General features: G+C 66.5%; 14 protein-coding genes and 1 pseudogene. 11 read left to right on the top strand and 4 right to left on the bottom strand.

Annotated features, from left to right (window positions below; translation table 11 throughout):
• Nucleotides 1–161: 161 nt before the first annotated feature.
• From LK542_RS16545 to LK542_RS16520, 6 genes are read left to right on the top strand one after another with little or no spacing between them, the layout of a single operon-like run.
• Nucleotides 162–2024 (top strand): glucokinase, encoded by a 1863-nt coding sequence (locus tag LK542_RS16545; protein ID WP_227812724.1) that lies wholly within the window; start codon nt 162–164, stop codon nt 2022–2024.
• A 19-nt stretch (nt 2025–2043) separates the two neighbouring features.
• The gene (locus LK542_RS16540; protein ID WP_227812723.1) at nt 2044–3069 is read left to right on the top strand and encodes an ABC transporter substrate-binding protein; all 1026 of its coding nucleotides are present in this window, start codon (nt 2044–2046) and stop codon (nt 3067–3069) included.
• Entirely contained in the window at nt 3066–3641 is a 576-nt protein-coding gene (locus LK542_RS16535) for an SCO family protein (RefSeq protein ID WP_227812722.1), read from the top strand. The genes LK542_RS16540 and LK542_RS16535 overlap by 4 nt, the downstream gene beginning before the upstream one ends.
• Complete coding sequence (locus LK542_RS16530) at nt 3642–4058, top strand: hypothetical protein (RefSeq protein WP_227812721.1); 417 nt, start codon at nt 3642–3644, stop codon at nt 4056–4058.
• Nucleotides 4059–4061: 3 nt separating this feature from the next.
• Entirely contained in the window at nt 4062–4820 is a 759-nt protein-coding gene (locus LK542_RS16525) for an ABC transporter permease (RefSeq protein ID WP_227812720.1), read from the top strand.
• Complete coding sequence (locus LK542_RS16520) at nt 4810–5538, top strand: ABC transporter ATP-binding protein (protein WP_227812719.1); 729 nt, start codon at nt 4810–4812, stop codon at nt 5536–5538. The genes LK542_RS16525 and LK542_RS16520 overlap by 11 nt, the downstream gene beginning before the upstream one ends.
• 173 nt (nt 5539–5711) lie before the next feature.
• On the opposite strand, the pseudogene LK542_RS16515 reads toward LK542_RS16520, so the two are convergent.
• Nucleotides 5712–6698: pseudogene (locus tag LK542_RS16515) on the bottom strand (sulfatase-like hydrolase/transferase); the annotation flags it as partial.
• Nucleotides 6699–7248: 550 nt separating this feature from the next.
• Between LK542_RS16515 and LK542_RS16510 the strand changes: the two are divergent.
• Nucleotides 7249–7680 carry a hypothetical protein gene (locus tag LK542_RS16510; RefSeq protein ID WP_227799544.1) on the top strand — a complete coding sequence of 144 codons (432 nt, stop codon included), beginning with the start codon at nt 7249–7251 and terminating at the stop codon, nt 7678–7680.
• A gap of 11 nt (nt 7681–7691) precedes the next feature.
• On the opposite strand, the gene LK542_RS16505 is transcribed toward LK542_RS16510, so the two are convergent.
• Nucleotides 7692–8438 carry a hypothetical protein gene (locus LK542_RS16505; protein ID WP_227812718.1) on the bottom strand — a complete coding sequence of 249 codons (747 nt, stop codon included), beginning with the start codon at nt 8436–8438 and terminating at the stop codon, nt 7692–7694.
• Nucleotides 8439–8457: 19 nt separating this feature from the next.
• Between LK542_RS16505 and LK542_RS16500 the strand changes: the two genes are divergently transcribed.
• Both LK542_RS16500 and LK542_RS16495 read left to right on the top strand, forming a co-directional pair.
• Entirely contained in the window at nt 8458–9948 is a 1491-nt protein-coding gene (locus LK542_RS16500) for a TonB C-terminal domain-containing protein (protein WP_227812717.1), read from the top strand.
• A gap of 65 nt (nt 9949–10013) precedes the next feature.
• Nucleotides 10014–10328, top strand: a complete 315-nt coding sequence (locus LK542_RS16495) for a hypothetical protein (RefSeq protein WP_227812716.1) — start codon at nt 10014–10016, stop codon at nt 10326–10328.
• Between the two features lie 15 nt (nt 10329–10343).
• Here the strand turns inward: LK542_RS16495 and LK542_RS16490 are convergent, their stop codons facing one another.
• Nucleotides 10344–13052 carry an alpha-1,6-glucosidase domain-containing protein gene (locus LK542_RS16490; protein ID WP_227812715.1) on the bottom strand — a complete coding sequence of 903 codons (2709 nt, stop codon included), beginning with the start codon at nt 13050–13052 and terminating at the stop codon, nt 10344–10346.
• A 66-nt stretch (nt 13053–13118) separates the two neighbouring features.
• A complete protein-coding gene (locus LK542_RS16485; RefSeq protein ID WP_227812714.1) occupies nt 13119–14699 on the bottom strand; it encodes an oligopeptide:H+ symporter in 1581 nt (526 codons plus the stop codon).
• A 262-nt stretch (nt 14700–14961) separates the two neighbouring features.
• On the opposite strand from LK542_RS16485, the gene LK542_RS16480 reads away from it, so the two are divergent.
• Complete coding sequence (locus tag LK542_RS16480) at nt 14962–16605, top strand: alpha-glucosidase (RefSeq protein ID WP_227812713.1); 1644 nt, start codon at nt 14962–14964, stop codon at nt 16603–16605.
• On the top strand, nt 16605–18482 hold the full coding sequence (locus LK542_RS16475; RefSeq protein ID WP_227812712.1) for a glucokinase: 1878 nt from the start codon (nt 16605–16607) through the stop codon (nt 18480–18482). The genes LK542_RS16480 and LK542_RS16475 overlap by 1 nt, the downstream gene beginning before the upstream one ends.
• The last annotated feature ends 2 nt before the right edge of the window (nt 18483–18484 follow it).

Below are 18484 nucleotides of genomic sequence, written 5' to 3'. Positions count from 1 at the left end.
CGCCCACGCGGTAATTGGTATCGGCTCCGGTACCGCACACGACGATCTTGCTGAACTATCACCGCGTGGGGTGATTCGGACCAGTGGCCCGAATCACGAGCCGCCCACCCTACGAGCGACACGACGTATTTTTGCCATTCATTCAATGGTATCCTATCGCGATGACCGTTGAACCCGACACCGACCTGAAACCCTCCCGCGCCGCCTTCGCCGACGGGCCGCGCCTGCTCGCGGACATCGGCGCGACCCACGCGCGTTTCGGCCTCGAGACCGCGCCCGGCGTGCTGCGCCAGGTCGCGGTGCTGCATTGCGACGACTACAGCGGCATCGTGCCGCTGCTGCACGCCTACCTGGCGCAGACCGGAGGCGTGCGCATCAACCATGCGGCCTTCGCGCTGGCCAATCCGATCAGCGGCGATTTCATTCGCATGACCAACCGCGACTGGCAGTTCTCGACCGACGAGGTGCGCCGCACGCTCGGCCTGTCGACGCTCCTGATCGTCAACGACTTCACGGCGCTGGCGATGGCGCTGCCGGGCTTCGAGCCGAAGGACCTGCTGCAGATCGGCGGCGGGGCGCCCCAGAGCCACGCGGTGGCCGGCGTGCTCGGTCCGGGCACCGGCCTGGGCGTATCGGGCGTGATCCCGACCATCGACGGCTTCGTGACCCTGGGCAGCGAGGGCGGCCACGTCAACTTCGCCCCGGCCGACGAGCGCGAATTCGCGATCCTGCAGTACGCCTGGCAGGAGTGGCCGCACGTGTCGAACGAGCGCCTGATCTCCGGCCCCGGCATCGAACTGATGTACCGCGCGCTGGCCAAGCGCAACGGCGTCCAGGCTCCCGCGCGCAGCACCGCCGACATCGTCAGCGGCGCCCTGGAGCAGAAGGATGCCTTGTGCCTGGAAACGCTGGAGACCTTTGCCGGCATGCTGGGCGGGGCGGCGGCCAACCTGGCGGTGACGCTGGGCGCCTTTGGCGGCATTTTCATCGGCGGCGGCATCGTGCCGCGCATTTCCGAGTGGTTCGCCAGCTCGCCCTTCCGCGCCCGCTTCGAGGCCAAGGGCCGCTTCACCGACTACATCGCGCAGATCCCGACCTACGTGATCATGACGCCGAATCCGGCCCTGCACGGCGTCTCGCGCATCCTGTCGGAACACCTGCGCGGCCGCAGCGGCGCGAATACCCTGATGGACCGTGTACAGCAGCTGCGCCACGAACTGTCGCCGGCCGAGCAGCGCGTCGCCGCGCTGGTGCTGGAACATCCGCGCAAGGTGCTGTCCGAGCCGATCGCCGAGATCGCGCGCCTGGCGGACGTGAGCCAGCCGACCGTGATCCGCTTCTGCCGCTCGCTCGGCTTCCAGGGCCTGGCCGAGTTCAAGCTCAAGTTCGCGGGCAGCCTGACCGGCACCATCCCGGTGCGCCACAGCCAGGTGCGCATGAGCGACAGCACCCACGACCTGTCGGCCAAGGTGATCGACAATACGGTGTCGGCGATCCTGAAGTTCCGCGACCAATTGGACGTGCACGCGATCGACCGCGCGATCGAGCTGCTGCGGCGCGCGCGCCGCGTCGAGTTCTACGCAATGGGCAATGCGCGCGCGGTGGCGCTGGACGGCCAGCACAAGTTCTTCCGCTTCCGCATCCCGGCCGCGCTGTACGGCGACTCGCACCTGTTTACGCTGGCTGCCGGCCTGCTGGGACCGGGCGACGTGGTGATCGCGATCTCCACCGGCGGCCAGTTGCCCGAACTGCTGGAAGCGGTGGACACCGCGCGCGCCGCCGGCGCCGATGTCATCGCCATCACCAGCAGCAAGTCGCAGCTGGCCAAGAAGTCGACCGTGTGCCTGGCGGTGGACCACAGCGAGGACAGCACCACCTTCCTGTCGATGATCTCGCGCATCCTGCAGCTGCTGCTGATCGACATCATGTCGGTCGGGATCTCGCTCGGCACCCAGGGTGCGAACGGCGAGGCGGGCGAGGGCGACGCCCAGCGCAAGCTCCTCATTTCCCACCTCGACATCTAGCCGTAGCAGGAAGCGTTTTATGGATGAACATTCTCCACGCCGGCGCCAGCTGCTCGGCAGCGCACTGAGCCTGCCGCTGGTGGGCATGGGCGCAAGCGCGAGCGCCGCGGCCCCGGCTGGCCCCTTGCAGGTCGGCGGACTGCCCGTCACCTGCAACCTGACCTTGCCGATCGCCTGCCGCGCCAAGGCCGCTGCCGACGGCAAGCCTGGCGCGCCCTTCACCGCCTTCGAGTACAACAAGTTTTCCGGCTGGCCCGAGATCAAGGAATCCCTCATGACGGGCCGCATCCAGGCGGCCTACATGCTGGCGCCCCTGGTGATGGACCTGACCGACTGGCGCATCCCGCTCAAGATCGTCTCGCTCGGGCACCGTTCGGGCGCGGTGATCATGGTGCGCGCCGATGCGCCCTACCGCCGGTTCGCCGACCTGCGCGGCAAGAGCATCGCCATCCCCAGCCGCTTCGCGGTGGACTACCTGTTCCTGCGCAAGATGCTGGCGCGCGAGGGCATGTCGGCGAAGGACATCCAGATCATCGAGATGGCGCCGCCCGACATGCCGGCCGCGCTCTACGCCGGCGCGGTGGACGGCTACTGCACCGGCGAGCCTTTCGGCGCGGCGGCCCAGCGCGCCGGCTATGCGCGTCCGCTGTCGATGACGCGCAACGAATGGCGCAACTACATCTGCTGCGTGCTGACCGTGCGCGAGGAACTGATCCGCACCAACCGTCCGGCGGTGCAGGAGCTGGTCAATTACGTGCAGGCGGCCGGCAGCTGGCTCGACGCCTCGCCCGCCAACCGCGACAAGGCGGCCGTGATCGCGGCCGACCGCAAGTTCTTCAACCAGGACCCGAACATCATCCGCTTCGTCATGCAGAACCCGAGCGACCGCGTCACCTACGGCGACCTGCGCATGCTGCGCGATGAATTCGATGAACTGATGCAGCTGTCGGTGCAGGCGGGCACGCTCAAGCGCCCGATACGCTACGAGCAGTACGTGGACGAGAGCTTCGTGAAGAACATCCGATCCGTGAAGGTGGCGCTGTGAAGCGCGTCGTCCTCGCAGCCTTGCTGCTGAGCGCCGTTGCGGTGAACGCAGCCCCTGCGCTCAAGTCCGGCACCTTCTCGCCGGCGCGCCCTGCGCCCGAGATCGTGCAAAAGGCGGCTGACGGCAGCGACTTCCGCCTGTCGGCCTTGCGCGGCAAGGTGGTGGTGCTGGAATTCGGCTTCACCCATTGCCCGGCCGTGTGCCCGGCCTCGCTGGCCATGCTGGCGCAGGCGCGCCAGAAACTGGGCGCGGATGCCGACCGGCTGCAGGTGGTATTCATCTCGGTCGACCCCGAGCGCGACACGCCCGCGCGCCTGAAGTCCTACCTGGCCCAGTTCGACAAGAGCTTCATTGGCCTGACCGGCACGCCCGAACAAATGGCGGCGATCCGCAAGGACTATGGCATCACGGCGACCAGGTTCCCGGCGCCGGCAGGGCAGGGCGGCTACCAGATGGGACATTCGTCCTACCTGTACTTCATCGACAAGAAGGGCATGCTGCGCGCCCTGATGCCCTTCGGCCGCCCGGCTGACGAAATGGTGCACGACGTGAACGTGCTCGCCGCTGAATAGATGAAGAAGCGGACCGGTATCATCATCGTCCTTGCGCTGCTGCTTGCAGCGATGGCCTGGGCCGCGTTCGCGCCCTTGCATGCGGGCTCGCGCGACCTGCTGTTCGAGATTCCCAAGGGCACCTGGGAGCGCCGCATGAAGGGTGACAAGACCAGCATCCTGCCCGAACACGTGACCTTGACCCTGGGCGTGCGCGACGTGCTCCTGCTGCGCAACAGCGACACGGTGCCGCAGATGTTCGGTCCCGTGCTCATCATGCCGGGCCAGGATTTCCGCCTGCCTTTTGGGCAGGCCGGCGAACACCCCTTCGACTGCACCGCCCACGCGAGCGGCAGGATGACCGTGCTGGTGATCGATGCACCCGCCGCCGGCCTGCCGCGCCTGAAGTGGCGCCTTCACTCCCTCATGAATACATAAGCGATGGATAGACTGAACAGGATTTGGCCCCCGCTGCTGGTGCTCGCCACCGTGGTCGCGATCTGGTGGGTCGTGGTCGAGCAAAGCGGCAGCGTGATCTTCCCGACCCCGGGGCAGGTGGCCGCCGGCACGCTGGAACTGGCGCGGAACGGCACGCTGTGGCAGCACATCGGGGCTTCGCTGCTGCGCGTGGCCACCGGCTTTTTGATCGCGGTGCTGGTGGCGCTGCCGCTCGGCCTGTGGATGGGGCGCGTGGACGCGGCCTATCACACGCTGAACCCGATCTTCCAGATCCTGCGCCCGATCTCGCCGATCGCCTGGATCCCGATCGCCATCCTGTGGTTCGGCGTGGGCGACATGTCGCCGGTATTCCTGATCTTCCTGGCCTCGGTGTTCCCGATGATCCTGCAGACCTCGGCCGGCGTGCACGCCATCGACGCCCGCTACCTGCGCGCGGCCGAGAACTTCGGCGTCCCGCGCGCCAAGCTGTTTCGCCAGGTGATCGTGCCGGCCGTGCTGCCCGAGATCCTGACCGGCATGCGCATCGGCCTGGGCGTGGCCTGGCTGGTGGTGGTGGCGGCCGAGATGATCGTACGCAGCTCGGGCCTGGGCTACCTGATCATGGATTCGCGCAATGCCGGCAACCGCTACGACCTGGTGGTCGCGGCGATGATCATCATCGGCCTGATCGGCCTGGCCATCGACGTCCTGATGCGCCGGCTGGAAGGACTCAAGGGAGTGAGGTGGCGTTATGGACGCTAAGATCGACATCCGCGCACTGCGCAAAACCTTCAAGTCGCTGCCCGTGGTGGACGGTATCGACCTCGCGGTGGCGCCGGGCGAATTCGTGGCCATCGTCGGGCCGTCGGGCTGCGGCAAGTCGACCCTCATGAAGCTGCTGGCCGGCTTCGAGCATCCCGACAGCGGCGCGGTGGCAATCGACGGCGTCCCGGTGACAAAACCTTCGCCGAACGCCATCGTCATCTCGCAGCACGGTTCCGTGTTCCCCTGGCTGACGGTGCGCGAGAACCTGATGTTCGGCCTGTCCGGCAAGGACGATGCGGTGAAGAGAGCAACCGCCGACCACTACGCCGAGGTGGTGGGCCTGAAGGGTTTCGAGAAGGCGCATCCACACGAGCTCTCGGGCGGCATGCTCAAACGCGTCGAGATCGCGCGCGCGCTGGCGGTCAAGCCCGACATCCTGCTGATGGACGAACCCTTCTCGGCGCTCGACGCGCTCACCGGCCTGAAAATGCGCAACGAGCTGCTGCGCATCCTGCGCGAAGAGCGCCACACGGTCATCCTGATCACCCACGATGTGGAAGAGGCGCTTTATCTGGCCGACCGCGTGGTGGTGCTGTCGCCACGCCCAACCACGATCCGCTCCGTGTTCGCCGTCGCGCAGCCGCATCCGCGCAAGGTGTCCGAGCCGGCATTGCAGGAAATGAAGGATGCGATCCTGACGCAGCTCGGCCTGTAGGCGGCCGGCGCCGCGACCCACAGCGAGCGATAGGTGGCGGAGGGGTTCAGCACGGACGCGCGCATCGCGGCCAGCCGGTCCGGTTCCGGCTGTGCGGGGTGCCGGTTGAAGCCGCTGTAGCCGAGCCCGAGGCGGCCGCCGCCGACCCGCAGGCCGCTGAACTCGATGATGGTCGGGAGCAGGTCGAAGTGCACCAGCTGCTCGCGGTTCCTGGCCGGCACATCCTCGCCGATGAAGGCGTTGAACAGGGTGCGCTTTGGGACGCGTTCGAGTGCGTCGGAAAGCGGATTGCGGCGTGCCAGGTGGTCTCCCAGGATGACGATGTTGGTGTCTTTCAGATAGCCGCGTGCGCGCACGTCGCGTACGAAGGCCGCCACTTCGGCCGCGGTGCAGCGGACCACGCCGTCGAAGCCGGCATGGCCGCGCCGTGCGCAGCTGCGCGACAGGTGGCCGGCCGGTTCATGGGTATCCACGGTCAGCAGCGTCAGGTTGAAGGGGCGGCCTGCGGCATGTAGCTGGTCGAGCCGTGCGAGGGCGCGGCTGAACAGCTCGTCGTCGAACAGTCCCCATCCATTCATCCGCTCCTGAGGCACGCCCTGTTCCTGCCACTCTTCCTTGCCATGGATCTCGTGGTAGTTGTGGGCCTGCAGGAAGCGGCCTTTGCCGGCGAACCTCGGCGACGCCCCGCCCATGAACACGTTGCGGTAACCATGCGCGGCCAGGATGTCGCTGAGGCAGGTGGCGTTCGGCAGGAAGGAGGGAACCAGTTCTCCCTGCGTATTCTCGTCGAAGACCGTGATCCGCTTGAGCGGGACCGCACACTGGGTGGCGACGATGGCGGCGATGGTCCAGCTGGTGCCCGGCACCTGTTCATAGGCGCCGAAGCTGCTGGCTCCGAGGCTGGTCAGGGGCGCGATCAGGTTGTCCCCGAAGACCTGCGCATCGGCGTAGCCAGCCTCCAGACTCTCGACGTAGATGAGGATGAGGTTCCTGGGCCGGCTGCCTTGGACGCTGACGGTGGAAGCTTCCACGTAATGCCTGGAGAAGTAGTCGGGGCCAAGGCTGGAGGCGACGTAGTCGACCACCGAAAGCTGGTGCAGCCAGAGCAGAATGGCAGCGCACAATGCGAGCGACGGCAGATAGGGGCGGGCTCGCAGCATGACACGGTAACGGCGAGCCGTCGCCCAGCGTTCGGCCAGCAGCACCAGGGCGAGCAAGACCACCGGGATCAGGACGCTCCAGCGCACGAAGCGCCGGACGATGAGCGTATCCGTTGCTTCCAAGCCCTGGGTCCCGAACTGCAGGTGGTACACGATCTGGTCGATATCGGGCCTGCCGAAGTAGCGGTTGATCCAGTAGTTCAGGCAGAACAGCAGGATGGCGGCGAGCCAGACGCCGGCGCGGACCAGGGGCGAAGGGCGGAAGATGCGGCGATGTGCTGGCGTTACCGTGGCTGGCTTGGTCCTCATGGCCAAGCATTCTAGATAGCGCTTTAGTTAAGAAACGTTGCCGAATGTAAAACGATGTCAAGGGCTTGTAAGCTTAAGTTCGATCCTGCATCGGTAAGCAGCTAGCATAAAGCGCCCAGGCACGCCATTAGGGGTATCTTTTAGTTGTTCCCCCTATTGTGTACCGGTATTGTCCCTGTAGAATTATTCAGATAAGCCACAACAAGCGATACGCCTGATCTCGTGCCTGAGGGGGACTTTGATGAGAAACGACGTACGCCAGGAAAAGCTGATTTCGCAGCATATCGACGTCGCCCTGGTTTACAAGGAAATGTTGGGTCTGGAGGAGGCGCGCGCCTATCTGGACCGGGAAAATATTCCGAGAGAAATCGCAGACAGGGTCCTGTTGACGGAGCAGAAGCGCGGCGCCAACGGCGCGGGGCCGGCTGAGCCGCATCCTAAACCAGTGTCGGTATCCGGTTGCCGCAGAAGGAACCGCATCCACGATGCGATCGTGGAGGCCGCCCTGAAGCTCGAACGCAAGTGCGGCCGCGACTGGGCGCTGGCCCTGCTGCGCGACGAGCGCGTGCCCGAAGCGGTAGCAATGCGCGTGCTGGCACAGGGGCCGCGCCAGCTACGGACCAGGAGCGCAGGCGATGCCGGCACCCACGGCGCCATCATCTTCGCCCGCTAGGGCCGCCTTCTTCAGTCACGCGCCGTGCGCCACTCCTGGCGCTTGGCAGGTTCTTCCGGCGACGGGCAGTTGGTCAGCCTGATCTTGCCGTGCATTTCGATCATCTCGACATTGGTCGCGGGCGAGCGCTCCGTGATGCAGTAGGTGCCCCGTCCCGTGATCACGCGCGTGCGGCGCGCGCCGTCGCCCGTGTTGTTCACCAGTTCTTCCACTTTCGGCGCTTCCCAGATCCGGGTCGGCGCCAGCGCACGCGCCTGTTCCATTCCCTGGCGCATGCGCAGTTCCGGGCTGTCCGGCGGGGCCACGATGAGCGGCTTGGCTTCCTTGCGCAGGGCGCGGTCGATGCTGCCGACGCTGCGGCGCGCGTTTTCCAGGATGGTTGCGGTGCTCGGTGCAGGCGTCGCCTCGGGCAATGGGGCTGGAGCAGGCGCCGCTTCCTGGGGCGCAGCTGTCGGCGCAGTCGCGCCGGATGCAGTTGGGGGTGTCATGCGACGAGTCGCGTTGGGACGGACCGGCGGCGGCGCGGAAGGCCGGCGTGCCTCGACGGGGCGTGGCCCCTGCTCGTGCTTGAGTAGCAGGGGCGGCAGCCGGAGCCACTGCATGGCCGGGCCTTCCTGACGGGCCGGCAAGGGCGGCAGCGTGCGTGCCAGCTGCCAGGCCAGGATCAGGGCCGCATGGACGAGGACCGTGACCAGGATGCCGGGCAGGCGGCGCTCGGCCGGGAACGAGGCAGCAGGGGAGAGCGAAAGACTGGCCATATCGGAACAAGTATAGCGAATGGCGGGCGCCGCAAATCCACGAATTGTTTCCGTGGCGGGCAGCCGACGCTGGACGTTTTACCGCTCTGTTGTTGTGTTAGCATCGTCGGATTCTTTGCCTTTTGGCATCCCTCATCCCCGCCACATGCACCGCTCGATCACGGCTCTCCCACCGCACGGTTTTCCCTGGCGCATGCGCATTGCGCTGCTGGTGTCCGTGCTGGTGCATGCCATGTTCCTGAGCCTGAGCGTGGGTAGTGGCTTCGGCCTTCCCGGCTTTCGCTTTCCATGGGAAGAGCGGCGCCTCGGCGCGCATGAGCTGCGCGTGGTGCTGGCTGAGGCGCCGCCCGTGCTGCCTTCTCCTGTCATCAAGGATGCCGCACCGGTGGCAGTACCAGTACCAGCACCAGCACCAGCGCCCCGGCTCGCCAGACCGGCGACCGAGACCAGCGTAGCCACAGTCAGGCAGGCAGACACCCCTCGCGTTGTCGACATGCCCTCCAGTCAGCCCGATGACGCCGAGCAGCGCCGAGTGGAGCAGGAGGCGCGCGAGCGCGAGCGGCTGCTTGCGCTCGCCCGGCAGGAAGCGGCAAACAACGAGGCGGCGCGGGTGGAAGCGGAGCAGAAGGAAATGCAGCGGCAGGAACAACTCAGGCTGGCACAGCACGAAGCGGCACGGCAGGAGCTTGCCCGGGAGGAAGCGGTAAAAAAAGAAGCGGCGCGGGTGGAAGCGGAACGCGAGGAGCTTGCCCGGCAGGAAAGTCAGCGGCAGGAGAGCGCACGGCGCGAGCACGAGCGCGCCGAAGCCGTTCGCCTGGAAGCGGAGCAGAAGGAAATGCAGCGTCAGGAACAACTCAGGCAGGCGCAGCTGGAGGCTGCACGGCGTGAGGCGGCGCGGCAGGAGTTTGCCAAGCAGGAAGCAGCAAAGCAGGAGCTGGCCCGGCAGGAGCAGCTGGAGGCTGCGCGGCGTGAGAAAGCGCGGCAGGAACAGGCCCGGCAGGAGCAGGCGCAACTGGAAGCGGCAAAGCGGGACCAGGCCCAGCGCGAGCGGGCCGAACAGGAAGCGAAACGGGAAGAGCGCTTGCGCGCGATTGGCAGGCAGCTCGACCAGGAAGCAGCCCAGCGCGACGCCGCCAACCGCAGCCCGGGCGTGAGCGGCCTGCGCCGCGGCTGGCTGTTCGGGCGCGCCGATCCGAACGCCGACCTGGTCCAGTATGCGCTGGTCATGGGCCGCAAGATCGAATTCAACCAGAGTTTCGACACGGTGCGCGAGCTCGTGAAACAGCCGCATGTGCGGCCGGTCGTGACGGTAGCGGTGCGCGCCGACGGCAGCGTGGAAAAGGTGACGTTCGTGACTTCAAGTGGCGTTCCCGCCCTCGATGAAGCGGTGCGCAAGGTTATTGCGAGCCAGGCGCCCTACGGCCCCTTCCCGCCGGCGCTGGCGCGCCAGTACGACGTCATCGAAATCCGCCGTACCTGGATCTTCGACAGCGCCATCCGCCTGGAGTGAGCTGTGCGTCGCCTGGAGAAGGCTTCTGCTATGGTTTTGCTGAACAATTCAGCAGAGGAGCCGGCATGGAGCGATACCTGATCGTTTACCGCGGATCGACCGTCGACGAGACGGAAGGCCCCCAACATGACCCGCAGCGCTGGGCCGCCTGGTTCGATTCGCTGGGCGCGGCGCTGGTGGAGCGTGGCGGACTGGCGCACAGCAGCGTCGAGGTGCCGAGCCGCCTGCGCGGCCCGAAACTCAACAGCGCCTCCCTGTCGGGCTACTCCGTCATCAGCGCGGCCGACTTCAACGAGGCGGTACAACTGGCCGAGGCTTGCCCGATCTTCGACGAAAAGGGTTCCGTGGAGATCGCCCGCATCGTCGGGCCGCTGGCCTGATCCTCGGCCTTTCGCCTAGTCGGCGACGAATACCACCGCCGTGCGCGGCGGCACCGTGAAGCTGCCGCTCGCGCTGTCGAAACGCGCCTGTACGGCGCGCTTGTCCGCTGCGCTTGCCGCGGCATGCACCGGATGCAGCTTGAGGCGCTTGCCGCGCAACGCGGCGTCGCTGACCGTGTGCGCCACCGTGTCCACGTTCACCAAATAGCTGATGCCGGCGAAGTTCGCGCCCGGATAGCCCTTGCCGTCGATCCAGGCCGCCAGCACGGTCGGCTGCTGCTGCGCGCCCGTGTTGTAGAAGCGCAGGCGCTGCACGATGTCGTCCGTTGAACGCATGCGGAACAGGGTCGAGCTGGCGCGGATCGCCAGCAGGTCGCGGAAGGCGTCGCGCGCGAACGCGATGTCGGCGGGTAGGGGCTTGATCGCGGCATTGGCCAGGAAAGGCTTGAGCAGCGCCCAGTCCTTGCCGTTGTCGTCCTGCGGCGGCAGGCCGGTGCCGAAGTAGTTGTCCTGGTAGCTCCAGTCGATGCGGTTGAACCAGTCGCCCGAATTGAAGCTGTTCTTGTCCAGCGACTTCGAGCGCAGGGTGTCGATGCCGGCGTGGTAATAGGCCACGCCCTGGCTGAAGGCATTGATGGCCATGCCCAGCACCTGCACACGGGCGCGGTCCGCCGCGCTGGTTCGCAGCGGCAGCTTGAGCACGTTGATGTCGAACAGCGTCTGGTTGTCGTGGTTCTCGACGTAGTTCACGACTTCGCCCGGCTGGCTCGCGTAGCCGGCCGGCTGGTTGCCGTAGGCGATATCCGCGAGCTTGCGGGTGCTGCCATCGAAGGTCTGCAGGGAATAGGGGCGGACAGAGCCGGCGAGGCCGACGCGGATCATGTCGGCCGCGCGCAGCAGGTCGACGCGCGGATGTTCGGCGCCGAGCGCATTCGGGTCGTACACCAGGCCGTTGATGTAGCCCTGGCGCCGGATCATCGCTTCGCCCGAATCGCCCGCCGAACCGCCACGCACCGCGTCGCGCGCACGGTCGCTGAAGGTGCCGATGCCGGAACCGTTCAGCGACAGCTGGGAAGCCTGCACGAAGCGGGCGCCGTCCGCCACTTCGCCGAAATTCCAGCCTTCGCCGATCAGCTGGACGTGGCGGCCCGCCGCCTTGTCCACGCGCTTCTGCAGGCGCTCCATGGCCGCGCGCGGCTGGTGGCCCATCAGGTCGAAGCGGAAGGAATCGATCTTGTAGTGGCGCGTCCACAGCTCGGCTGAATCGATCATCAGCTTGGCCATCATGAGGTTCTCGGTGGCCGTGTTGCCGCAGCAGGTCGAGCGCTCGATGGCGCCGACCGCGTTGAGGCGGTGGTAGTAGCCGGGCACCACGCGGTCCAGCACCGACTTTTCGTTCTGGCCGGCGATGAAGGTGTGGTTGTAGACCACGTCCGTGCCCACGCGCAGGCCGGCGCGGTGCAGGTCCATCACCATCTGCCGGAACTCGAAGATGCGGCGTGCGCCGTCCGACGGGTCGGTGGCGTAGCTGCCTTCCGGCGCATTGTAGTGGTAGGGATCGTAGCCCCAGTTGAAGCAGTCGGTGTCCGCGGTCTTGCGCGTCAAGGCCTGCTGGCTCTCGCCGTCCGGGCTGCCCGCAGGCTGCGGCACGGCGCAATCCTTTTCCGGCACGCTGCCGAGGTCGTAGACTGGCAGCAGGTGGATGTCGGTCAGGCCGGCCCTGGCCAGCGCCTTCAGGTGGCGCATGCCGTTCGAGCCGGCTTCGCCGAAGGCGGCGTACTTGCCGCGCTTGTCCACCGGAACACTCGGGTCATTGATTGAGAAGTCGCGCACGTGCAGCTCGTAGATCACCATGTCGGTCTGCGCCTTGACCGTGTTCGGCGCACGGGTCGCATCCCAGCCCTTGGGCTTGAGGCGCGCGGCGTTCAGGTCGGCGACATAGCTGCGCTTCGAATCCGTCGTGAGGCTGACCGAATAGGGATCGGTGACGAGGTTGCGCACCAGGCCCATCCCATCGACCGCGACGTCGACCGCATACCGGTAATAGCTGCCCGACAGGTCGCGCGCGACCTGGGCGGCCCAGGCGCCGGTGCGGGCATCGAAGGCCATGTCATGCACGGCGGTGGCGCGGCCGCTGGCGCTGTCGTAGGTGCAGACGGCAACGCTGCGCGCGGTCGGCGCCCACAGGCGGAAGGCCGTGCGTCCCTGTTTCGGCGTGGCGCCCAGATCGGTGATGCCGTCGGCCGCCGCGTACAGGTCGTCCAGCGCACCGGCCACCTGGACGCGGGTGGCGGCGACTACCCTCCCGTCGGCGGCTTCCTGCACCAGCACCAGCTGGCCGCGGTGCAGGTCCTTCATGCGCGCCAGGTCGGCCGCACGCAGCGACAGCACCGGGCCGGCGGCCAGGTACTTGAAGCGGACCGGCAGTTTGGCAGCGGATTTCTCGAGCGTCAGTGTACCGTCGGCCCCTTCCACCTTGGCGCCGGGCTTGGCCACGATGGAAGCATTGGCCGAGTGGTAGAGGCGGATGCTGGCGCCCGCGTCGGCTCCGGGCCAGGCCAGGAGGCGGCGGTCGAGCCAGACCGCGCGCGCGTCCAGTTTGGCGCTGGAAGCCTGCAGCACTTCCTGGAACGACGGGTTGTCGCAGGTGGCAAGGGGAACCGCGGCGTGGGCGGATGAGGCAAGAGCGGCGGCTGCCAGTGCAGCGTATCGAAGTGGAGTCATCGTAGGGTGGGCGGGTCCTCCCGCCCACGCGTTCAGGCAGCAGTGACCCACCAATAAGATTGAAAGTCAGGCGCGGTAGTGGTCGACCATCTTGTAGCGCCTTGCGTACAGGCCGAAGGCAAGGGCGGCCAGCATTGCGAAACCGGCAAAGAAGTACATCTGGAAGGCGATCACGCCCATGCCGGAACTCTCGATGTGGGCGATGACGCCCTCGTTCTTCACGCCGGAATTCACGATCAGCACCCACAGGTTGCCGACCGTGACCGCCAGGTACCACAAGGCCATGATCACGCCCTTCATCGAGGCCGGGGCCTGGCTGTAGGCGAATTCGAGGCCGGTAGCCGAGACCAGCACTTCGCCCAGCGTCAGGAGGGCGTAGGGCAGGATCTGCCAGGCGATCGACACGGCGTCGCCGGCATCGAGCTGCACCTGCAGGTTGCCGACCACGATCCAGGCGAGGGCCGAGAAGGCGATGCCGGCGGTCATGCGGCGCAGGGCGGTCGGCACCAGGCCGATCCTGTTCAGCAGCGGGAACAGCACCAGGTTGTTGAAGGGGATGAGCAGCATCACCAGCAGCGGGTTCAGCGCCTGCATCTGGGCCGGGATCACGTCGAAGGTCCAGCCCAGCAGGTTGACTTCGGTGGACATGGCGTTCGCCTGCACGATCCAGGTCGAGGCCTTCTGGTCGAACAGCGACCAGAAGGGCGTGACCAGGCCGAACACGATCAGGATGCGCAGCACGGCGCGCACGCCGTCGACCGCGATGTCCGGATGCGCGCCGCGGGCACGCTCGAGCTGCATGGAGGCGCCGATGCCGATGAAGGCCATCAGCAGCACGAGCGCCGTGCAAATGGCGATCACCGGGCCCCAGCTAGACCACATGGTCAGCGCGGCCAGGGCGCCGAGCACGCCGGCGAGCGCGACGACCAGGCCCGGACGGCCCGCGCCCGCCTGCCGCGCCAGCACGGCGGTGCGCACCACGCGCAGGAAGGAGTGCGGATCGGCCGGGCTTGGCGGCACGTGCACGTACTTCTTCTTGCCGCTCCACAGGACGATCGTGGCGATGAACATCAGGATGCCGGGAACACCGAAGGCGACCGAGGGGCCGTAGTCGCGCAGCAGGATCGGCATGGAGATCGAGGCGAAGAAGGAGCCGAAATTGATGATCCAGTAAAAGGCATCGAATACCACCTTTGCCTTGCTCTTGTTGGTCTTGTCGAACTGGTCGCCGACGAAGGACGCCACGAGCGGCTTGATGCCGCCCGAGCCGAAGGCGATCAGGAACAGGCCGAAGTAAAAGCCGCTGACGCTGTGCTCGAAGATGGCGAGGCAGGCGTGGCCGGCGCAGTAGATCAGGCTGAACCAGAAGATGGTGTTGTACTTGCCGAAGTAGCGGTCGGCCAGCCAGCCGCCCAGCAGGGGGAAGAAGTACACGCCCATCATGAAGGTGTGGAACACGTGCTTGGCTTCGCTGGCGCGCTGGTCCTGGGCCACGAACAGCAGCAGCGTCGAGATCAGGAAGGGCGTCAGGATGTTGCGCATCCCGTAGAAGCTGAAACGCTCGCAGCCCTCGTTGGCGATGATGTAGGGGATCTGGCGCGGCATGCGGCCGGCGCTGCTCACTTCTTTGGTGGCTGGAGCATTCATGGCGTCCTCGGAAAATCGAAACAGACGCGATCCTATGCCGAGGCTGAGTAGCTTTGCAATAAAAATATCGTTGAGATGCAAAGAAGTTATTAATAACCCGTAGTTTAGCTACTTATACCGTGTGTCCTGCATGCGAGCTTATTCTGTAAGTCATTGACTATAAAGAGGATTGGTGGATTTGTGGATGAGTTGTGCTAATTGTAAATTTTTCCATCGTCCTGTATATTGCCTAGAATTTCTGACATTCTTCGGACAGCCAGCCATGACCCCGACTTCGACGACCGACAACCCGAACTGGTGGAAAGAAGCCATCATCTACCAGGTCTATCCGCGCAGCTTCCTCGACACCAACGGCGACGGCGTGGGCGACCTGCCCGGCATCACCGACAAGCTCGACTACATCGCAAGCCTGGGCGTGGACATCGTCTGGCTGTCGCCCTTCTTCAAGTCGCCGATGAAGGACTTCGGCTACGACATCGCCGACTACTGCGACGTCGACCCGCTGTTTGGCACCCTGGCCGACTTCGACAAACTCATCGCGAAGGCGCACAGCCTGGGCCTAAAAATCATGATCGACCAGGTGATGTCGCACACTGCCGACACCCATCCCTGGTTCGTCGAGAGCCGCAAGAGTCGCGACAACCCCAGGTCGGACTGGTACGTGTGGGCCGACCCGCAGCCCGACGGCTGCCCGCCCAACAACTGGCTGTCCGTGTTCGGCGGCTCGGCCTGGCAGTGGGACACCCGCCGCAAGCAGTACTACATGCACAACTTCCTCACCAGCCAGCCGCAGCTGAACTTCCACAATCCGGAAGTGCAGCAGGCCCACCTCGACGCCCAGCGCTTCTGGCTCGCGCGCGGCGTCGACGGCGTACGCATGGATGCCTGCGTGTTCCACTTCCACGACCGCCAGCTGCGCAGCAACCCGCCGGCGCTGGTGCGGGACACCTCGACCGTCACCGACGTCAACCCCTACGGCATGCAGGCCCATATCTACGACAAGACCCAGCCGGAGAATGTCGAGTTCCTGCGCAGGGTGCGCGCCCAGCTCAACGAGTTCGGCGCGGTCTCGATCGGCGAAGTCAGCTCGGACGACGCGCTGGCCCAGATGGCCGAGTACACCGAAGGCGGCGACAAGCTGCACATGGCCTACAGCTTCAATCTGCTCACGCCGGTGTTCACTGCAAGCCACATCCGCAAACAGGTCGAGGAATTCAACGAGCGCGTCAAGGACGGCTGGGCCTCCTGGTCGGTCGGCAACCACGACGCGATCCGCGTCATGACCCGCTGGGGTGGAGAGAACCCCACGCCGGCGCTGGCCAAGCTGGTGCTGGCGATGCAGCTCTCTCTCAAAGGTACGCCCTGCCTGTACCAGGGCGACGAGCTGGCCCTGACGGAAGCAGACGTCCCCTTCGAGCTGCTGCAGGACCCCTACGGCATCACCTTCTGGCCCGAGTTCAAGGGCCGCGACGGCTGCCGCACCCCGATGCCCTGGACGAGCGAGGCGCCGAACGCCGGGTTCACCAGCGGCACCCCGTGGCTGCCGGTGGCCGAGCCGCACCTGGCCGCCAACGTCGCCCGGCAGGATGCCGATCCCGATTCGATGCTGAACTTCCAGCGCCGCTTCATCGCCTGGCGCAAGACCATGCCGCAGCTGACCCGCGGCGAGATCGCCTTCTTCGACGCGCCGGAACCGGTGCTGGCCCTGCGCCGTGAGGTCGCGGGCATGGACGCCGTACTGGCCGCCTTCAACTTATCAAGCCGCGAGGTGAGCTTCGACTGGCCCGCCACCAGCGGTGCCCAATCGCTCGAATCGCACGGCCTGCCGGGCCAGGCGGCCGGCGGCAAAGTGACCCTGCCGCCGTATGGCGCCTGGTTCGGCAGCGTCCCGGGCGGCGCAGCATAATGGGCGGCGCCGGGGACGCTGCAAAGCTGGCGGAACGATCGGCAGCCACCGCGTTTGCGGACGGCCCGCGCCTGCTGGCCGACATCGGCGCCACCCACGCGCGCCTGGCGTTGCAGACCGCACCCGGCAGCTTCACCGCCGTGCGGGTGCTGAAATGCGAGGACTTCGAAGGCATCGTTCCGCTGCTGCGCTACTACCTGGGCGACCACAGCACGCAGTTTCATCCAAACCTGCGCCTGCACCACGCGGCGCTGGCGGTGGCCAATCCGATCAGCGGCGACTTCGTCCGCATGACCAACCGCGACTGGGAATTCTCGACCGACGCGGTGCGTCGCGAACTGGGCTTGACCACGCTCCTGATCGTCAACGACTTCACCGCGCTGGCGATGGCGATCCCCGGCTTCACCAGGGACGACCTGATGCAGGTGGGGCAGGGCGCGCCCGCCCCGAACGCCGTGGTCGGGGTGCTGGGGCCGGGCACCGGCCTGGGTGTGTCGGGCGTGATCCCGACCGAGGACGGTTTCGTCACCCTCGGTAGCGAGGGCGGCCACGTCAACTTTGCCCCCGCCGACGAGCGCGAGTTCGCGATCCTGCAGCATGCCTGGCAAGAGTGGCAGCACGTCTCCAACGAGCGCCTGATCTCCGGCCCGGGCATGGAAATCATCTACCGCGCGCTGGCAGCGAGGAATAGCGTCGATGCGCCCTCGCGCAAGGCGGCCGAGATCATCGACGGCGCGCTGGAAAGCGGGGATCCGCTCTGCCTGGAAACCCTGGAATGCTTCTGCGGCATGCTGGGCGGCGCCGCAGCCAACCTTGCGGTGACCCTGGGCGCATTTGGCGGCATCTTCATCGGCGGCGGCATCGTGCCGCGCATGGGAGAGTGGTTCGCCAGTTCCCCGTTCCGCACCCGCTTCGAGGCCAAGGGACGCTTCTCGCGCTACCTGGCCGAGATCCCGACCTACGTCATCACGACGCCGAATCCCGCCCTGCACGGCGTGGCCAGCATCCTGGCCGAGCACCTGCGCGGCCGCAGTGGCGCCAACAGCCTGATGGACCGCATCACCCAGTTGCGCCATGGCCTGAGCCCCGCCGAGCAGCGCGTGGCAAGCCTGGTGCTGGAGCAGCCGCGCCTGGTGCTGAACGAGCCAATCGCCGAGATCGCGCGCCTGGCCGACGTGAGCCAGCCGACCGTGATCCGTTTCTGCCGCTCGCTCGGCTTCCAGGGGCTGGCCGACTTCAAGCTCAAGTTCGCCAGCAGCCTGACGGGCGCCATTCCCGTGCGCCACAGCCAGGTGCGCACCAGCGACAGCACCCACGACCTGTCGGCCAAGGTGATCGACAATACGGTGTCGGCGATCCTGCGTTTCCGCGACCAGCTGGACGTGCGCGCGCTCGACCGCGCCATCGAGCTGGTGAGCCGGGCGCGCCGCGTCGAGTTCTTCGCCATGGGGAATTCGCGCGCGGTGGCGCTCGACGGCCAGCACAAGTTCTTCCGCTTCCGCATCCCGACCTCGCTCTACGGCGACTCGCACCTGTTCAAGCTGGCGGCCGAGCTGCTGCAGCCGGGCGACGTCGTGATCGCGGTGTCGAACTCGGGCAGCATCGCCGAGCTCCTGACGGCGGTGGACATCGCACGCAATGCCGGCGCCGACGTGATCGCCATCAGCAACAGCCAGTCGCCGCTGGCGCGCAAGGCCACCGTGTGCCTGGCGGTCGACCATGCCGAGGACAGTACGAGTTTCCTGTCGATGATATCGCGCATCCTGCAGCTGCTGCTGATCGACATCCTGGCGGTGGGCATGTCGGTGGATGGGCAGCACGGCGATGCGGAGGGAGCGCAGGCGCGCCGGCTCCTGATCTCACACCTCGACAGCTGAAC

Origin of the sequence: Massilia sp. IC2-477 (genome assembly GCF_020707265.1) — a bacterium.
Lineage (GTDB): Bacteria > Pseudomonadota > Gammaproteobacteria > Burkholderiales > Burkholderiaceae_D > Telluria.
Note: the sequence above shows the minus strand (reverse complement) of the source record. Positions and strands in the feature narration are given on the sequence as shown.

What these genes read in the sequence shown, in the direction of transcription:
- LK542_RS16545 (WP_227812724.1), top strand. Translation starts at nt 162, where the DNA reads ATGACCGTTGAACCCGACACCGACCTGAAACCCTCCCGCGCCGCCTTC.
- LK542_RS16540 (WP_227812723.1), top strand. Translation starts at nt 2,044, where the DNA reads ATGGATGAACATTCTCCACGCCGGCGCCAGCTGCTCGGCAGCGCACTG.
- LK542_RS16530 (WP_227812721.1), top strand. Translation starts at nt 3,642, where the DNA reads ATGAAGAAGCGGACCGGTATCATCATCGTCCTTGCGCTGCTGCTTGCA.
- LK542_RS16525 (WP_227812720.1), top strand. Translation starts at nt 4,062, where the DNA reads ATGGATAGACTGAACAGGATTTGGCCCCCGCTGCTGGTGCTCGCCACC.
- LK542_RS16520 (WP_227812719.1), top strand. Translation starts at nt 4,810, where the DNA reads ATGGACGCTAAGATCGACATCCGCGCACTGCGCAAAACCTTCAAGTCG.
- LK542_RS16510 (WP_227799544.1), top strand. Translation starts at nt 7,249, where the DNA reads ATGAGAAACGACGTACGCCAGGAAAAGCTGATTTCGCAGCATATCGAC.
- LK542_RS16505 (WP_227812718.1), bottom strand. Translation starts at nt 8,438, where the DNA reads ATGGCCAGTCTTTCGCTCTCCCCTGCTGCCTCGTTCCCGGCCGAGCGC.
- LK542_RS16500 (WP_227812717.1), top strand. Translation starts at nt 8,458, where the DNA reads ATGGCGGGCGCCGCAAATCCACGAATTGTTTCCGTGGCGGGCAGCCGA.
- LK542_RS16495 (WP_227812716.1), top strand. Translation starts at nt 10,014, where the DNA reads ATGGAGCGATACCTGATCGTTTACCGCGGATCGACCGTCGACGAGACG.
- LK542_RS16490 (WP_227812715.1), bottom strand. Translation starts at nt 13,052, where the DNA reads ATGACTCCACTTCGATACGCTGCACTGGCAGCCGCCGCTCTTGCCTCA.
- LK542_RS16485 (WP_227812714.1), bottom strand. Translation starts at nt 14,699, where the DNA reads ATGAATGCTCCAGCCACCAAAGAAGTGAGCAGCGCCGGCCGCATGCCG.
- LK542_RS16480 (WP_227812713.1), top strand. Translation starts at nt 14,962, where the DNA reads ATGACCCCGACTTCGACGACCGACAACCCGAACTGGTGGAAAGAAGCC.
- LK542_RS16475 (WP_227812712.1), top strand. Translation starts at nt 16,605, where the DNA reads ATGGGCGGCGCCGGGGACGCTGCAAAGCTGGCGGAACGATCGGCAGCC.